The organism is Ruegeria sp. P10 (assembly GCF_056534925.1).
On record NZ_JBQERJ010000003.1, the window covers coordinates 238891 to 252933 of the forward strand.

General features: G+C 61.2%; 15 protein-coding genes. 1 reads left to right on the plus strand and 14 read right to left on the minus strand.

Going from position 1 to position 14043, the window contains the following annotated elements:
• Nucleotides 1–33 precede the first annotated feature (33 nt).
• The 8 genes from murB to ACR0FB_RS07065 form a co-directional block, all read right to left on the minus strand.
• Nucleotides 34–960 carry a UDP-N-acetylmuramate dehydrogenase gene (gene murB / locus ACR0FB_RS07030; RefSeq protein WP_480619874.1) on the minus strand — a complete coding sequence of 309 codons (927 nt, stop codon included), beginning with the start codon at nt 958–960 and terminating at the stop codon, nt 34–36.
• Nucleotides 957–1250 carry a hypothetical protein gene (locus ACR0FB_RS07035; protein WP_152458656.1) on the minus strand — a complete coding sequence of 98 codons (294 nt, stop codon included), beginning with the start codon at nt 1248–1250 and terminating at the stop codon, nt 957–959. The genes murB and ACR0FB_RS07035 overlap by 4 nt, the downstream gene beginning before the upstream one ends.
• Before the next feature lie 24 nt (nt 1251–1274).
• On the minus strand, nt 1275–1541 hold the full coding sequence (locus ACR0FB_RS07040) for a DUF2484 family protein (protein ID WP_171114920.1): 267 nt from the start codon (nt 1539–1541) through the stop codon (nt 1275–1277).
• Nucleotides 1538–1786 carry a DUF2484 family protein gene (locus ACR0FB_RS07045; RefSeq protein ID WP_171631000.1) on the minus strand — a complete coding sequence of 83 codons (249 nt, stop codon included), beginning with the start codon at nt 1784–1786 and terminating at the stop codon, nt 1538–1540. The genes ACR0FB_RS07040 and ACR0FB_RS07045 overlap by 4 nt, the downstream gene beginning before the upstream one ends.
• Before the next feature lie 76 nt (nt 1787–1862).
• Nucleotides 1863–3272 carry a UDP-N-acetylmuramate--L-alanine ligase gene (murC, locus tag ACR0FB_RS07050; RefSeq protein WP_171630998.1) on the minus strand — a complete coding sequence of 470 codons (1410 nt, stop codon included), beginning with the start codon at nt 3270–3272 and terminating at the stop codon, nt 1863–1865.
• Nucleotides 3269–4366, minus strand: a complete 1098-nt coding sequence (locus ACR0FB_RS07055) for a UDP-N-acetylglucosamine--N-acetylmuramyl-(pentapeptide) pyrophosphoryl-undecaprenol N-acetylglucosamine transferase (protein ID WP_480619876.1) — start codon at nt 4364–4366, stop codon at nt 3269–3271. The genes murC and ACR0FB_RS07055 overlap by 4 nt, the downstream gene beginning before the upstream one ends.
• The gene (gene ftsW / locus ACR0FB_RS07060; RefSeq protein ID WP_171362489.1) at nt 4366–5529 is read right to left on the minus strand and encodes a putative lipid II flippase FtsW; all 1164 of its coding nucleotides are present in this window, start codon (nt 5527–5529) and stop codon (nt 4366–4368) included. The genes ACR0FB_RS07055 and ftsW overlap by 1 nt, the downstream gene beginning before the upstream one ends.
• A gap of 226 nt (nt 5530–5755) precedes the next feature.
• On the minus strand, nt 5756–6091 hold the full coding sequence (locus ACR0FB_RS07065) for a cupin domain-containing protein (protein ID WP_209832518.1): 336 nt from the start codon (nt 6089–6091) through the stop codon (nt 5756–5758).
• A 189-nt stretch (nt 6092–6280) separates the two neighbouring features.
• Here ACR0FB_RS07065 and ACR0FB_RS07070 point away from each other — a divergent pair, with 189 nt between their 5' ends.
• Nucleotides 6281–7462 (plus strand): BaiN/RdsA family NAD(P)/FAD-dependent oxidoreductase, encoded by a 1182-nt coding sequence (locus tag ACR0FB_RS07070; protein WP_171630994.1) that lies wholly within the window; start codon nt 6281–6283, stop codon nt 7460–7462.
• On the opposite strand, the gene ACR0FB_RS07075 is transcribed toward ACR0FB_RS07070, so the two are convergent.
• From ACR0FB_RS07075 to ACR0FB_RS07100, 6 genes are all read right to left on the minus strand, one after another.
• On the minus strand, nt 7459–7833 hold the full coding sequence (locus ACR0FB_RS07075) for a glycine zipper family protein (protein WP_245217959.1): 375 nt from the start codon (nt 7831–7833) through the stop codon (nt 7459–7461). The two genes, ACR0FB_RS07070 and ACR0FB_RS07075, sit on opposite strands and share 4 nt — an antisense overlap.
• A 105-nt stretch (nt 7834–7938) precedes the next feature.
• Nucleotides 7939–9339 carry a UDP-N-acetylmuramoyl-L-alanine--D-glutamate ligase gene (gene murD / locus ACR0FB_RS07080; protein ID WP_480619878.1) on the minus strand — a complete coding sequence of 467 codons (1401 nt, stop codon included), beginning with the start codon at nt 9337–9339 and terminating at the stop codon, nt 7939–7941.
• Complete coding sequence (locus tag ACR0FB_RS07085; protein WP_209832516.1) at nt 9336–9998, minus strand: hypothetical protein; 663 nt, start codon at nt 9996–9998, stop codon at nt 9336–9338. Before ACR0FB_RS07085 ends, murD begins: the two co-directional genes overlap by 4 nt.
• Nucleotides 9999–10015: 17 nt before the next feature.
• Nucleotides 10016–11098, minus strand: coding sequence for a phospho-N-acetylmuramoyl-pentapeptide-transferase (gene mraY, locus ACR0FB_RS07090; protein WP_171630992.1), 1083 nt, complete (start codon nt 11096–11098; stop codon nt 10016–10018).
• A 36-nt stretch (nt 11099–11134) separates the two neighbouring features.
• Entirely contained in the window at nt 11135–12529 is a 1395-nt protein-coding gene (locus ACR0FB_RS07095) for a UDP-N-acetylmuramoyl-tripeptide--D-alanyl-D-alanine ligase (RefSeq protein WP_480619880.1), read from the minus strand.
• Nucleotides 12526–14025: a UDP-N-acetylmuramoyl-L-alanyl-D-glutamate--2,6-diaminopimelate ligase gene (locus ACR0FB_RS07100; RefSeq protein ID WP_480619882.1), complete on the minus strand. Its 1500-nt coding sequence runs from the start codon at nt 14023–14025 to the stop codon at nt 12526–12528. Before ACR0FB_RS07100 ends, ACR0FB_RS07095 begins: the two co-directional genes overlap by 4 nt.
• Nucleotides 14026–14043: the final 18 nt, after the last annotated feature.

The following is a 14043-nucleotide window of genomic DNA, read 5'->3' on the forward strand; positions in this document are numbered from 1 at the left end:
GAATTTGCCTGTTATGGTCTGACGGTCGGGGCTTTATTCTGTCAGCGGATCACCGACCCGCATGATTTCCCACTCTAGCGTGATGCCGCTTGTTTCGTAAACCTTTTTTCGCACCTCTTCGCCAAGACCTTCGAGGTCTGCAGCGGTGGCCGCGCCGGTATTGATCAGGAAATTCGAGTGCTTCGGGCTCATCTGCGCACCGCCAAGCGTCGCGCCGCGCATTCCGGCGTCGTCGATCACTTTCCACGCCTTGAGGTCATGCACGTCATCCGCCTGCCCGGTCGAAGAAAACCCCGCCGGGTTACGAAAGGTCGACCCCGCGCTGCGATCTTTGGTGGGCTGGGTTTCGTCGCGTTTTTTCAACTGTGCCTCCATACGGGCATGGAGTTCTTGGGGACTGCCTGAAGGGCCCTCGAACACAGCCGAAATCAGCACGGCGCCTTCCGGCAGGTCCGTCTGGCGATAGCGAAAGTTCAAGTCTTCGGGCGTCAGGTCCACAAGTTCGCCTTGCCGGGTGACAATCGTGGCCTTGCGCAGAACATCCGCCGTGTAGCTGCCGTAACAGCCCGCGTTCATCCGCACCGCGCCGCCGATCGAGCCCGGAATGGTGCGCAGAAAGGTCAGGTCAACACCGGCATCCGCCGCCTTTCGCGCAACATGCGCGTCCAGCGCCGCAGCCCCTGCTGTAACCGTGTTGCCGTCAACCGAGATCGCGTTGAACCCGCGCCCCAGCCGGATCACCACGGCCCGCAGCCCCCCATCCCGAACGATCAGGTTCGAACCGACACCCATCGGAAAGATCGGGGTTTGTGCGGGCAGTTCCCGCAGGAAGGCTTGCAGGTCTTCGGTATCGGCAGGTTGGAACAGGTAATCGGCCGGGCCGCCGACGCGAAGCCATGTGAGCTCAGAGAGAGGTCGCGCCCGAGACAGGCGACCTTTTGGAACGGGAAACGTTGTCATGCGTCTGCACGCACCGCCAGGCTGCGTCCGCCCACACCGCCCATGATCGCGGCGAACAGAAAGGGAAGAACGCCAGCGGTCAGCCAGACCAGCGGGCCGAACGCCTGTTCCTCTTCGCCGGTGCCAATACCGGCCAGTACCACGATCAACGCCAGCCCGACGGCCGAGGCCAGACCGATCAGCCACAACAAGCCGCGCAGGCCCAGCCAACGGCCCGCCGTAAAACCGGCGGCGGCACCTAGCAGGAAAGAAAGAATTGGCAGATAGGCAAATGTGGCGACGGACGCCATGGCGGACCTCCTGAAACTGGCCGGTTATTCGTCAGCCGCCTTCATGCCCTGCATTTTCATCTTTGTCCAACGGGTCAGATAAATCACGGGCCAGCGCAGCACGGACATACCCATGGCCAGCACCAGCAAGCCGATCCACGGGCCGTTCTGATAGGTGACATACCCCAGAATCGGAATGCCCACGGCGATCAGGATATAGGCGCGTGTCCAGTGGTTGTCTTTGCTTGGGATCATTGCCAGCAGATTCGCGGAAACGCCCCACAGACCGGCAAGGGCGATGGACCAGTTCATTCCATGACCTCCCCGCGCACCCATTTTCGCCAGTAATACCGGATGGGGTTGCGGAACATCGAAACGAATCCGCCGAAGGCGAAAACCGACCAGAACCAACCGTGATCATAACCCAGCCAGACGATCAGTACCGGAGCGCAGATCAGCAGGGTCACGCCCGGCGGAAACTGCATTCGCATCGGCAAGAACGCCACGATCGTGGCGCAGATCACCCAAAGGGCGGCAATGATCATCGAATAGTCCATCTGTCCCCTCCGAGGACATGCGGCGGCTGCGGGCAACTTTTTACACTTTCAGGTTGTGCACCAAACAGAAGGGAAGTCAAACAGCTTGTTTTCGTTGCAATCTCTCAGGCAGACCATTGGCCCAGGCGCTGATCGTACCGGCCCCGAGGCAGACTACGATATCGCCCGGGCGGGCCTGCTCTCGCACAAGCCGCTCAAGATCGTTTTCGTCAAACAGCGCGCGGGCGTGGCGGTGGCCGTGACGGATCAGACCCTGCACCAGATCGTCGCGCGATGCGCCTTCGATCGGGTCTTCACCAGCCGCGAAGATATCGGCGATAGCCACGACATCGGCGTCATTGAAGCAGGTGCAGAAATCATCGAACAGATTGGACAGGCGCGAATAACGGTGCGGCTGGTGCACGGCGATTACGCGGCCTTCGGTCGCCTGTCGCGCGGCCTTCAGGACTGCGGTGATTTCAACGGGGTGGTGGCCATAGTCGTCGATGATGGTGACACCGTCGACCTCTCCGACCTTGGTAAAGCGGCGATTGACGCCGCCGAAATTGGCCAGTGCCTCGCGAATTTCCGAGGCTTTCATGCCCAGATGGCGGGCGACAGCCACGGCGGACAAAGCGTTCGAGACGTTGTGGTCGCCGGGCATCGGCAGAGTGCAGCCTTCAATCACCTTGTCTTCGTATTGCAGGTGAATGTCGAAATGCGCGACGCCGCCCTTGTAGGTCAGGTTCTCGGCCCGCACATCGGACTGCGCGTTGAAGCCATAGGTGCGCACGCGGCGGTCGGTGATGCGGCCGACAAGCGCCTGCACCTCGGCATGGTCGGTGCAACACACAGCCAGCCCGTAAAAGGGGATATTCGATACGAATTCATGGAAACCCGCGCGCAACTTGTCGAAATCGCCCCAATGCTCCATATGCTCGGGGTCGATATTGGTGACGATGGCGATGGTCGCGGGCAGGCGGTTGAACGAGCCGTCGCTCTCGTCCGCTTCGACCACCATCCATTCGCCCTGTCCCATCCGGGCGTTCGAGCCGTAGGCATGGATGATGCCGCCATTGATCACGGTCGGGTCAAAATCCCCTGCCACCATCAGTTCGGCCATCATCGTGGTCGTGGTGGTCTTGCCGTGAGTCCCGGCGATGGCGATGTTGGATTTCAGCCGCATCAGTTCGGCCAGCATGTCAGCCCGGCGCACCACCGGAAGGCCGCGGGCACGGGCGCCGTCAAGCTCGGGGTTGCCCGGTTTGATCGCGGTCGAGACCACCACAACGGCCGCGTTTTCAAGGTTTTCCGCGCGCTGACCGACAAAGATCTCGGCCCCCAGACTTGCCAGCCGGTCGGTGATCTTCGATGCCTTCAGGTCCGAGCCCTGAACCCGGTACCCCAGATTGAGCAGCACCTCGGCGATACCCGACATTCCGATCCCGCCGATCCCCACAAAGTGAATCGGCCCTACGTCCTGCGGCAGTTTGGTTGCTGGGTTCATGTGGTCTCCTTCTGCGCCAATTGTTCAACAAGGGCTGTCAGACGCTCGGTGGCGTCAGGTGCCCCGACGGACAAGGCGGCATGGGCCATTTTCTGTGCGGCTTCGGGGTTCGTGAGAACCGTGGTGATTTGCTGTGTCAGCGCTGGAACGTCAAGAGCCTTTTCCGGGATCATGATGGCCCCGCCCGCCTGCACCAAGCCCCGTGCGTTGGCTGTCTGGTGATCTCCGGCGGCGGCGGCAAAGGGGATCAGGATCGACGGGCGCCCGATGACCGAGATATCGGCAACGCTGGACGCGCCAGACCGCGAGATCACCAGTTGGGCATCCGACATGCGACGGGGGACATCATCAAAGAAGGGCTGCACGTCGGCGCGGATGCCGTGTTCGTTGTAGAAGGCTGTGACGCGCTCGCCATCCTCGTCCCGGGCCTGATGCGCCACGCGGATGTGAGTGCGGATTTCTTCGGGCAGTGCGGCGATGGCACCAGGCACCACATCGCTGAGGATGCGTGCGCCTTGCGAACCGCCCATGACAAGGACCGACATCGGATAATCACCGGGCGGAATGTAACCGGCCGCGGCGCGGTCCAGAACGGCGGACCGGACCGGGTTTCCGGTGTGGATGCCATGCGCGCCCTCGGGCAGGTCCGTGGGCCACACACCACAGGCCACCTGCGCGACACGGGCGGCGAACAACTGGTTCACACGCCCCAGCACCCCGTTCTGTTCGTGGATCATGCGGGGGATTTTGAGCATGGTCGCAGCGCTCAGCGCCGGGATCGAGGGATACCCGCCGAAACCCACAACGACGTCGGGCTTGTCCCGCACCATCTGGAACACCATGCCAGCCACGCCACTGGCGATCTTGGGGCCGGCCATGGCTTTGGCCGCCAGACCGCCACGCGCGAAAGTGGCCGATGATGCCTCGACGATCTCGGTCGAATGCGGGAAACCACCGGTATAGCGGGCGCCGCGCGGGTCGGTGGACAGGCGCACGCGCCAGCCCTTGTTCAGCATCGCCTCGGCCAGCGCCTGAGCCGGGAACATGTGCCCCCCGGTCCCGCCAGCCGCAATCAACAGGTAAGGGTTCCCCATTATCCTCGTCCGCGCAGAATTTCGCCAAGCTCGCCCTGTGGGCGGGTTCGGGTGAAGGCCAGCAGCATTCCGACCGCAATACCGCCTGCAATCAGGGATGAGCCGCCATAGCTGACAAAAGGCAGCGTCATTCCCTTCGCGGGCAGCAGACGTACCGCAACACCCATGTTGATCATCGCCTGCACGCCGAACATGCATGCCAGACCGGTGCCCGCCAGGCGGATGAACATGTCGCGTTCCCGCATCAGGCGCAGCAACGAACGTACCACGACCAACGAATAAAGCGCGATGATGATCAGCACCAGGATCAGGCCGTATTCCTCGGCCGCGACCGCGATGATGAAATCGGTATGCGCGTCCGGCAGCGACCACTTGACCTGCCCCTCACCCACGCCGACACCGAACAGCCCCCCTTCGCGGATGGCGTTGGTGGCATAGCCTAACTGGGTGGTCGGATCGACCTCTTGATTCAGAAAGCCATCGATACGGCGGGCAAAGTGTTCAGAATTGGAATAGGCGAACATACCGCCCAGAACAACAAACCCGGCCATTCCAACCAGCAGCAGCATCGGCGCCCCGGCGACAAAATACATCACCCCCCAGCCGAACAGGATCAGGCAGGCCTGACCGAAATCAGGTTGCATCACCAGCATACCGACAATCGCCATGCACAGGGCAAACGACCAGATCCGCCCCGGCGGGCCGTTGATCTCTTGTGAGGCAGCCAGCAGCCATGCAGCAACGACGATGAAGCCGGGCTTCAGAAACTCGGACGGCTGAAGCGAGGCGAACCCCAGCGAATACCAGCGCACCGCGCCCTTGCCAAAGTCGGTCCCGAACACGGGCAGGAAAACCAGTGCCACGAAGGCCCCCAGGAAACCCAGCACCGCCAAACGACGCACCAGCGTCGGCGACATCATCGAGGTCAGAAGCATCGCAATCAGCGCCAATCCGCCGAAGATGGCCTGACGTTCGACATAATGGAACGGATCGAACCCGTTTCGCCCGGCCAGCGGTGGCGAAGACGCCAGCCCCAGCAACAGACCGATGGCAAACAGGATCAGAACGCAGGACATCGTCCAGCGATCGATTGTGCGCCACCATTTCGGTAGAATCGGTTCTCCGCGCTGGTCCTGGACCGCGCCATACACCATCTCAGTCATGAGATACCGCCACTCTCTGCCTCATCAACGCCCCGTTTTCGGGGTCTGATTGAGACTCTACAGGGATTTTTGTGTTTGGGCTAGTAGGATGAAGCCACAAGGCATAAATCGACCTTCCAGGCCCAAAGCACCCCCGGCTGCACGTGGCGGCCCGTGGTTATTGCAGCTTTGGACACGCCGCTTGGCGGAGCGGCGCGCGTTGATCCACAAGGCGGGTTGCTATGCATTATTCCTTGATCGGATATCGGTCGGGTTCCTCAAACACGTCAATGACGCGAGACCCCGCCTTGATGGTCCCTCCGTGCGCGACTCCGCTTGGGATCGAGTAGCTGTCGCCGGGGCCGTAGATGCGGGTCTGGCCACCGATCGTGAGTTCAATTTCACCCTCAACCACCGTCCCCCATTGGGCACCATGCGAATGCAGGGGAAGCTCCATGTCCTTAAGAAAAGTGAAGAAAGCGACCAGCCCTGCATCTGATCGAATGACGGCCGTCTGCACCACGTCTTCAGGAAAAGGCACATCCAGTTTTGGAAATGACGAAATAAATTCGGGGAATTGCATTCAGAGTTCCTTTTGCCAGTTTGTCTTGTCAAAACCTCTTTGCGGTATGGCCGCAGCATGTCAGTGCGCTGGAACTCTGGCAATCGCCCTGTCAGCCGACTTCGAATTTGAGAGAACGCGGCGAGCGCGCGCCGCGCGACTTCGGCATGGGCTCTTGCCATCTTGTTTAATCCACGCCATCCCCCGCGCATGACCTACGACACGATCATCCTTGGGGCCGGGGCTGCCGGCATGATGTGTGCGGCCCATTGCGGTGGGCGCGTGCTGGTGATTGACCATGCCAAGGCACCCGGCGAGAAAATCCGCATCTCGGGCGGGGGGCGCTGCAATTTCACCAACATGTATGCCGGGCCGGGCAACTTCCTGTCGCGAAACCCGCATTTCTGCAAATCCGCCCTTTCACGGTACACGCAATGGGATTTCATCGATCTGGTCGAGCGTCACAACATCGCCTGGCATGAGAAAACCTTGGGCCAGTTGTTCTGCGATGGCTCTTCGAAACAGATCATCCGGATGTTGCTGGATGAAATGAGCGGTGCAGGAGCAGAGCTGTGGGTTCAAACCTTGCTGCGCGATCTGCGCAAGACCGAAGGCGGCTTTGCACTGGAGGTGGAGCGTGACGGGCAACGGCAGCACCTGACCTGCGCCAATCTGGTGCTGGCGACGGGCGGGAAATCGATTCCCAAGATGGGCGCTACCGGGCTGGCCTATGACATCGCGCGCCAGTTCGGGTTGCGGATGACCGAGACTCGGGCGGCGCTGGTGCCTTTCACCTTCTCGGACGGGCGGTTCAAGGACCTGTCCGGCGTTTCACTTCCCGTGCGACTGTCGAATGATCGCGCCAGCTTCGACGAGGCGCTGCTGTTCACCCATCGCGGTCTCAGCGGGCCGTCGGTGTTGCAACTGTCGTCATACTGGCGCGAAGGTGAGGCAATCCAGGTGAACCTGATCCCCGACCTGCCCCTGTTGGATCTGTTGCGCGCACAGCGGCAAAGCGCTGGCCGCAAGGCGCTGACCACTGAACTGGCGCGGCATCTGCCGGCCCGGCTGGTCGATTACCTGTGTCGGATCATTCCGATGTCCGGGAAGCTGGCGGATCAGTCGGACGCGAAACTGGCCGAACTGACCTCGGCCTTGTCTGCGTGGCAACTGGTGCCGTCGGGGACCGAGGGGTATCGCACCGCCGAAGTCACCTTGGGCGGGATCAACACGGATGACTTGTCTTCGAAAACGATGGAGGCCAGGGATGTCCCCGGCCTCTATGCAATTGGCGAAGCAGTTGATGTCACCGGTTGGTTGGGCGGCTACAACTTCCAGTGGGCATGGTCGTCAGGCCATGCTGCAGGTGTTGCAATTGCCGCCGGACGCTAGCCTACGACGTTGTAGCCACGCCCGCGCATGCAGTTGCGCACGATCACTTCCTTGTTCTGGTTTTTATTGATGACGTCTGCGCCAGCGCCTACCAGGGCACCTGCCACAGCCGCGCGACCAAGATTGTCGCTGCTGTCCTGAACGATCCCGGTAACGGCCGCAGCACCCGCTGCGCCAATTGCTGCATTCCCCGCGGTAGAGCCATCAACGCTGCTCTGCGATGCCGCCAGTTGTTGGCATTGCTGCAGGTCCACGTTGTAATTCGGGCCGACCGGACCGTCGACGATGGGCTGATAGTTGGCACCCGTGTTCGTACAGGCCCCCGCAACAAGAATGGCAGGTAGGATCAGAGAAAGTCTACGAAATGGCATAGTCATAACCTCGTGTTGAATCTGCTGGCAGGCAAAACCAATAATGGTGCCGCGTCAAGCTGATAGCATCCAAGTTTGGCCCAGCCGGCGGTCTATTGCAAATGGCTATTCTGTCAGCCGGCGCTTGACCTGCGTTGCAAAATCCTCGCCGCGCTGTTCAAAGTTGTCATATTGGTCGAAACTTGCCGCCGCGGGCGCCAGTAGGACCGTCTCGCCGGGTCGGGCATCCGCCATGGCCTGCGCCACGGCCTCTGACATCGTCGTACAGACCTGCGCATCAGCCTCGAGCTGCATCGCAAAACCGGCCGCTTCGCGACCGATCACATAGGCCTTGATGACTTCACCCGCCGCCATGTTCAGGGCTGATATGCCACCCTCTTTCTCAAGACCGCCGCAAATCCATCGGATCTTTTTGAATGCCATAAGCGCTTTCAGGGCGCTGTCGACATTGGTCGCCTTGGAGTCGTTGACGTAGGTAACCCCATCGGCCTCGGCGATGATCTGGCTGCGATGCGGCAGACCCGGATAGGAATGCAGCGCATCCTCGATCACGCGCGGGGCAAGGCCCAGCGACCGGCAGGCCGCGTAGGCCGCGCAGGCATTCTGGTGGTTATGTGCACCGGGCAGGCCCTTGATGGCGCGCAGGTCGATAGACCCCGTCTGCCGCCCCTTGCGGTATTCCGACAGGAACCCTTTGCGCGCAAAGACCTGCCAGCCCGGCCCAGTCAGCTTCCGCGCCACCGAGATACGGATCACCCGGTCATCCGATGGTCCTTCAGCCAGTTGCCCTGCCAAAAACGCACCTTCGGTTTCGTCGACGCCAATGATCGCGCGATCCGGGCCGCCTTCGGAAAAGAGGCGCCGCTTGGCCGCGAAATATCCCCCCATGCCGCCGTGGCGGTCCAGATGATCGGGCGACAGATTGGTGAACACCGCCACATCGGGGGTCAGAGCGCGGGCCAGCTCGGTCTGATAACTGGAAAGCTCCAGCACCACGACCGAGCCATCTCCGCCCGGATCGATATCCAGAACACCGCGCCCTATATTGCCCGCCAACTGCGCCTCGCGACCGGCCTCGGTCAAAATGTGGTGGATCAGCGCCGCCGTGGTGGATTTCCCGTTCGATCCCGTCACCGCGATCACGCGCGGCGGGGTGTCGTAGTTGTTCCATTCCGGTCCGGCAAAGGAGCGGAAGAACAGGCCGATGTCGTTGTCCACCGGCACGCCTGCATCCAGGGCTGCCACCACCACGGGGTTCGGTTCAGGATAGAGATGCGGAATGCCCGGCGAAACGATCAGCGAGGCGATGTCGTCAAACGCCCCATGCTTGCGCAGGTCGGCGCAGGAGAAACCCTCGCCTTCGGCGGTTTCGCGGGCTGCCGGGTTGTCATCCCAGCACACCGGTTCCGCCCCGCCCGCACGCAGCGCGCGTGCAGTAGCCAGACCCGATCGGCCCAGCCCCAGAACGGCGACTTTCTGTCCTACAAAGCCTTTGACCGGGATCATTTGTTCACTACCGCTTCAATTTCCACAAGCACCTTGATCACAGGATCAGGTTTTTGAAAGTCTACAGTTACTAATCCGCCAAGAAACAGGAGTGTCGCAAAAAACAAACCAAGAATCTGGCTTTTTACTGCCATGGGATCAATTCTCCCGTCCAAATCTTTTAATTTGTAACCCAAGATTTGCATCGAACTTTGCGCAACATGCAGCGCAGCGAGCAAAACAACTGCCACTGCAATAATGAGAATCCGGACTTGATATTCAAACAGCCCCAAAACAATCAGGCCCAAAAAACTCAGCATGGCAGTCCAAAGCAGCGGCTGCATGTCCCGAGAAAAGACCTTTCTACATACCCTGCACCTGCGAAACATCCTCCAACTCTTTTTAGAATTGGATTGCATACTTCCCGCGATACGCACCAAACCAACCGACAACAAAATGCTAATGATACTAAAGAGTGCCGCCACGATTACTACCGTCCAGTAGGATAAATTCGGCTTCTGGAGCGCAAGAATTTGGTCCAAAAACCAGATCGGTTGACCGCCGGTTAGAGGGTCAACGCCGAACTTAACAAAGGCAAACGCCAACCCGGCGGACTGCAAACCTGAGGTGATCGCGTAGATTCTGTCTCTCGAGGACAGTTTTTCATTCTTGGAGTGCATATTTACTTCAATAACGGCTATCTGACCTTCAACGTCGCCAGACCGATCATCGCCAGGATCAGCGAGATGATCCAGAAGCGGATCACGATGGTCGGCTCGGCCCAGCCTTTTTTCTCATAATGATGATGGATCGGGGCCATCAGGAAGACCCGTTTGCCGGTGCGCTTGAAATAGAGGACCTGAATGATCACGCTCAGCGCTTCGACCACGAACAGGCCGCCGACCACGGCCAGAACCAGCTCGTGCTTGGTGGCCACGGCGATTGCGCCCAGCGCCCCGCCCAGGGCCAGCGATCCGGTATCGCCCATGAACACCGCCGCCGGGGGGGCATTGTACCAGAGAAACCCGAGGCCGGCCCCGAACAACGCGGAGGTGAAGATGAAGATCTCACCGGTGCCCGGGACGTAATGCACATCGAGATATTCGGTAAAGTCGACCCGACCCACCGCATAGGCGATCACGCCCAGGGTCGAGGCTGCGATCATCGCCGGCATGATGGCCAGCCCGTCCAGACCGTCGGTCAGGTTCACCGCATTGGCGGCCCCGACGATCACGACAATCGAGAACGGAATATAGAAGATGCCCAGATTGACCAGCGTGTCCTTGAAGACGGGTACAGCCAGCTGGTTCTGCAACGCTTCGGGATGGTGCAATGTCGCCCAAAGCGAAGCCAGCACGGCGATAATCACGCCCAAAGCCAGGCGCATCCTGCCTGAAACCCCCTGCGTATTCTGTTTTGAGACCTTCGCGTAGTCATCCGCGAATCCGATGGCCGCATAAGACAAGGTCACAAAAAGAACCATCCAGACATAAGGGTTGTCCAACCGCGCCCAGACAAGGGTTGACGTGACCAGAGCTCCGACAATCAGCAATCCACCCATCGTCGGCGTGCCTGCCTTGGAAAAATGCCCTTCGGGGCCGTCGTCACGGATCGGCTGGCCTTTGCCCTGTTTCTTGCGCAGCACGTTGATCAGGGGTTTTCCGAAGATGAACCCAAAGATCAGCGCGGTCATGAAGGCACCGCCTGCGCGGAAGGTGATATACCGGAAGAGGTTCCAGAAATCCCCTCCGTCCGACAGAGCGGTCAACCAGTACAGCATGACAATACCTTTCTCACACGAGGCGCGCGGGCAAGTTCACCCATCAAGCGCGCCCCCTTGCCCCATTTTGCGCAGACCGTCAACAATCGCGGCCAACGCCATGCTGAGTGAACCCTTGGCGAGCACCGTGTCTCCATCCCGGATCAAAGCAGGCAGATGTTCCGCCATTTCCGCACTGGTTGCGAACCAGAGCCCACGTTTCTTCTCGGGCAGCGCGCGGTGCATTGCCTGCATCAATGGCCCGATGCAATGAACCTGATCCACGCGCGCCATCGCCTCGATATCCGCCATGGCGGCATGCATGGCCTCTTCCTGGGCGCCCAGTTCCTTCATGTCACCCAGAAACGCAACGCGGCGGGTGCCTTTGGAGGCGGCCAAGACATCCAGCGCGGCCTCCATCGAGGTCGGGTTGGCGTTATAGCTGTCATCCAGCAGTTCGATCTGCCCGCCGCCGGGCAAAGGCAGGCTTTCCCGTACGCCGCGCCCCTTGACCGGAGACCATGCGCGCAGACCCGCGATAGCGTCATCCAGATCGACACCCAGTTCAACGCAGGCTGCCAAAGCCCCCAGTGCGTTCATGGCGAAATGCGTACCGGCAGAGTTCACCGCAAAGCGGAATACCTGATCACCAACGGCAGCTTCGGCATTCACGGCGCTCGTCCCCTGCTGAACGTCGGTCAGCCGGTAATCCGTTGCGCCTTGGCCGAAATCCACGATCCCGGCCCCCTGCCCAAGTGCCGTTTGGCGCAGGATGTCCGCGTGCTCGATATCCGCATTGACGATTGCCGCGCCACCGGATTCGAGCCCTTCAAAGATCGCAGCTTTTTCATGGGCGATGCCAGCCACATTCTCGAAGGCTTCCAGATGCACCGCCGCCACGGTCGTGACCAGCGCCACATGCGGGCGGGCTTGCCGGGCCAGCGGGGCAATCTCGCCCGGATGGTTCATGCCAATCTCGATCACTGCGAAATCAGTGTCGCGCGGCATCCGGGCAAGGGTCAGCGGAACGCCCCAGTGGTTGTTGTAGCTGGCCACGCTGGCATGGGTTCTGCCCTGTGTTTCGAGGATCACGGCCAGCATTTCCTTGGTCGACGTCTTGCCGACACTGCCGGTCACCCCCACCACACGCGCATCCGTTCTGGCGCGAGCCGCCTGCCCCAAAGCCTCGAGCGCCGCCTGCACATCTTCGACGATCAGCAGTGGTGCGTCTGGCGATACGTTGTCGGGAATATGCGAGACCAAAGCCGCGCCCGCGCCTTTCTCAAGCGCTTGGGCTACGAACTCATGCCCGTCCCGTGCCGCTTTCAGCGCCACGAACAGATCACCGGGTTGAAGGGTGCGGGTGTCGATGGAGACACCATCAGCGGCCCAGTCGGTCGTGACCCGTCCACCCGTTGCCTGAGCAGCCTCGGATGCAGTCCAGAGCGTCATGCGACCCTCCCGTCCAGCGCTGCAACGGAAATGCTGGCCTGTTCGACATCGTCGAAGGGCAGAACCTGATCTCCCACGATCTGACCGGTTTCATGCCCCTTTCCGGCGATCAGCAGCGCATCACCGGGTTGCAGCGCATCGATGCCGCGCAGGATGGCCTCGGCGCGGTCGCCGACTTCGGTCACGCTGGCGTCGCCTGCTGCCTCTGACGCGCCTGCCATCACGGCCGCGCGGATGACTGCCGGATCTTCGCTGCGCGGGTTGTCATCGGTGACAAAGACCACGTCTGCATGGTTGGCTGCCGCCCTGCCCATCAAGGGTCGTTTGCTGGCGTCGCGATCCCCGCCCGCACCGATAACGGCAATCAGACGGCCCATCACATGCGGGCGCAGCGCCCTGAGTGCTGTGGCAACAGCATCAGGCGTGTGGGCATAATCCACAAACACCGCCGCGCCATTGTCACGCGTGGCGGCCAGTTGCATCCGCCCGCGAACCGTCGTCAGATGGGGCAGAGTTTCGAACACCCGTTCGGGGCTGTCCCCGGCAGCGATCACCAGGCCACAGGCCAGCAGGATATTTTCGGCCTGAAACCCGCCGATCAGGTTCAGGCGGGTCTGGAACGTTCGGCCCTGCCACGCAAAGCGCAGGTCCTGCCCCGTGGCGTCGAACCGCTGGTTGATCAGACACAGGTCGGCATCGCCCAGCCCCACCGTCAGCACCGACTGGCCGCGCATCTCGGCGATCCGCCGGACCTGGGCCCCTTTCGGGTCGCTCAGGTTGACAACGGCCGTTCCATCCTGCGGCAAAACCCGGTCGAACAGACCGGCCTTTGCGTTGAAATAGGCCTCGAAGGTTTCGTGGTAATCCAGGTGGTCCTGCGTGAAGTTCGAGAAACCGGCGGCGGTCAGGTGAACGCCGTCAAGGCGGCGCTGTTCAAGGCCGTGGGACGAAGCCTCCATTGCGGCATGGGTCACGCCGTTCTCGGCCGCCTCGGCCAGACAGCGGTGCAAGGTGATCGGCTCGGGCGTGGTGTGGGCCAGCGGCGCTGTCCACGCACCTTCAACCCCGGTGGTGCCGAGGTTGACGGCGGCGTGGCCAAGCGCGGACCAGATCTGCCGAACGAAGGTGGAAACAGATGTTTTGCCATTCGTTCCCGTGACGGCCACGATGGTTTGCGGCTGCGCGCCGAACCACAACGCCGCGGCACCGGCCAGCGCCTGTCGCGGGTCTTCAACCACGGCCAGCGCTGCGTCCGAGGCTGCCAGTTCGGCCTCGGCGATCTCTGCCCCTTCGGCATCGGTCAGGATTGCAGCGGCCCCCATGCGCAGGGCAAACTGGATGAACTCTGCGCCATGAACGCGGGACCCGGGCAGCGCGGCAAACAGGAAGCCCTCTTTCACCTCGCGGCTGTCAACGGCCAGACCGGTGATATCCGGGTTTGCGCCCTCTCTTGCGGTCAGGGCCAGCTGGCTGAGTTTCTTCGTCCTTATGCCCATGACCCACCTCTTGCCGGA

Coding starts and splice junctions, on each gene's coding strand:
- murB (WP_480619874.1), bottom strand. CDS start 960: ATGACAACGTTTCCCGTTCCAAAAGGTCGCCTGTCTCGGGCGCGACCT.
- ACR0FB_RS07055 (WP_480619876.1), bottom strand. CDS start 4,366: ATGGGGAACCCTTACCTGTTGATTGCGGCTGGCGGGACCGGGGGGCAC.
- ACR0FB_RS07045 (WP_171631000.1), bottom strand. CDS start 1,786: ATGGACTATTCGATGATCATTGCCGCCCTTTGGGTGATCTGCGCCACG.
- ACR0FB_RS07035 (WP_152458656.1), bottom strand. CDS start 1,250: ATGGCGTCCGTCGCCACATTTGCCTATCTGCCAATTCTTTCTTTCCTG.
- ftsW (WP_171362489.1), bottom strand. CDS start 5,529: ATGACTGAGATGGTGTATGGCGCGGTCCAGGACCAGCGCGGAGAACCG.
- ACR0FB_RS07100 (WP_480619882.1), bottom strand. CDS start 14,025: ATGGGCATAAGGACGAAGAAACTCAGCCAGCTGGCCCTGACCGCAAGA.
- ACR0FB_RS07075 (WP_245217959.1), bottom strand. CDS start 7,833: ATGCCATTTCGTAGACTTTCTCTGATCCTACCTGCCATTCTTGTTGCG.
- ACR0FB_RS07085 (WP_209832516.1), bottom strand. CDS start 9,998: ATGCACTCCAAGAATGAAAAACTGTCCTCGAGAGACAGAATCTACGCG.
- ACR0FB_RS07065 (WP_209832518.1), bottom strand. CDS start 6,091: ATGCAATTCCCCGAATTTATTTCGTCATTTCCAAAACTGGATGTGCCT.
- ACR0FB_RS07095 (WP_480619880.1), bottom strand. CDS start 12,529: ATGACGCTCTGGACTGCATCCGAGGCTGCTCAGGCAACGGGTGGACGG.
- ACR0FB_RS07040 (WP_171114920.1), bottom strand. CDS start 1,541: ATGAACTGGTCCATCGCCCTTGCCGGTCTGTGGGGCGTTTCCGCGAAT.
- ACR0FB_RS07070 (WP_171630994.1), top strand. CDS start 6,281: ATGACCTACGACACGATCATCCTTGGGGCCGGGGCTGCCGGCATGATG.
- murD (WP_480619878.1), bottom strand. CDS start 9,339: ATGATCCCGGTCAAAGGCTTTGTAGGACAGAAAGTCGCCGTTCTGGGG.
- murC (WP_171630998.1), bottom strand. CDS start 3,272: ATGAACCCAGCAACCAAACTGCCGCAGGACGTAGGGCCGATTCACTTT.
- mraY (WP_171630992.1), bottom strand. CDS start 11,098: ATGCTGTACTGGTTGACCGCTCTGTCGGACGGAGGGGATTTCTGGAAC.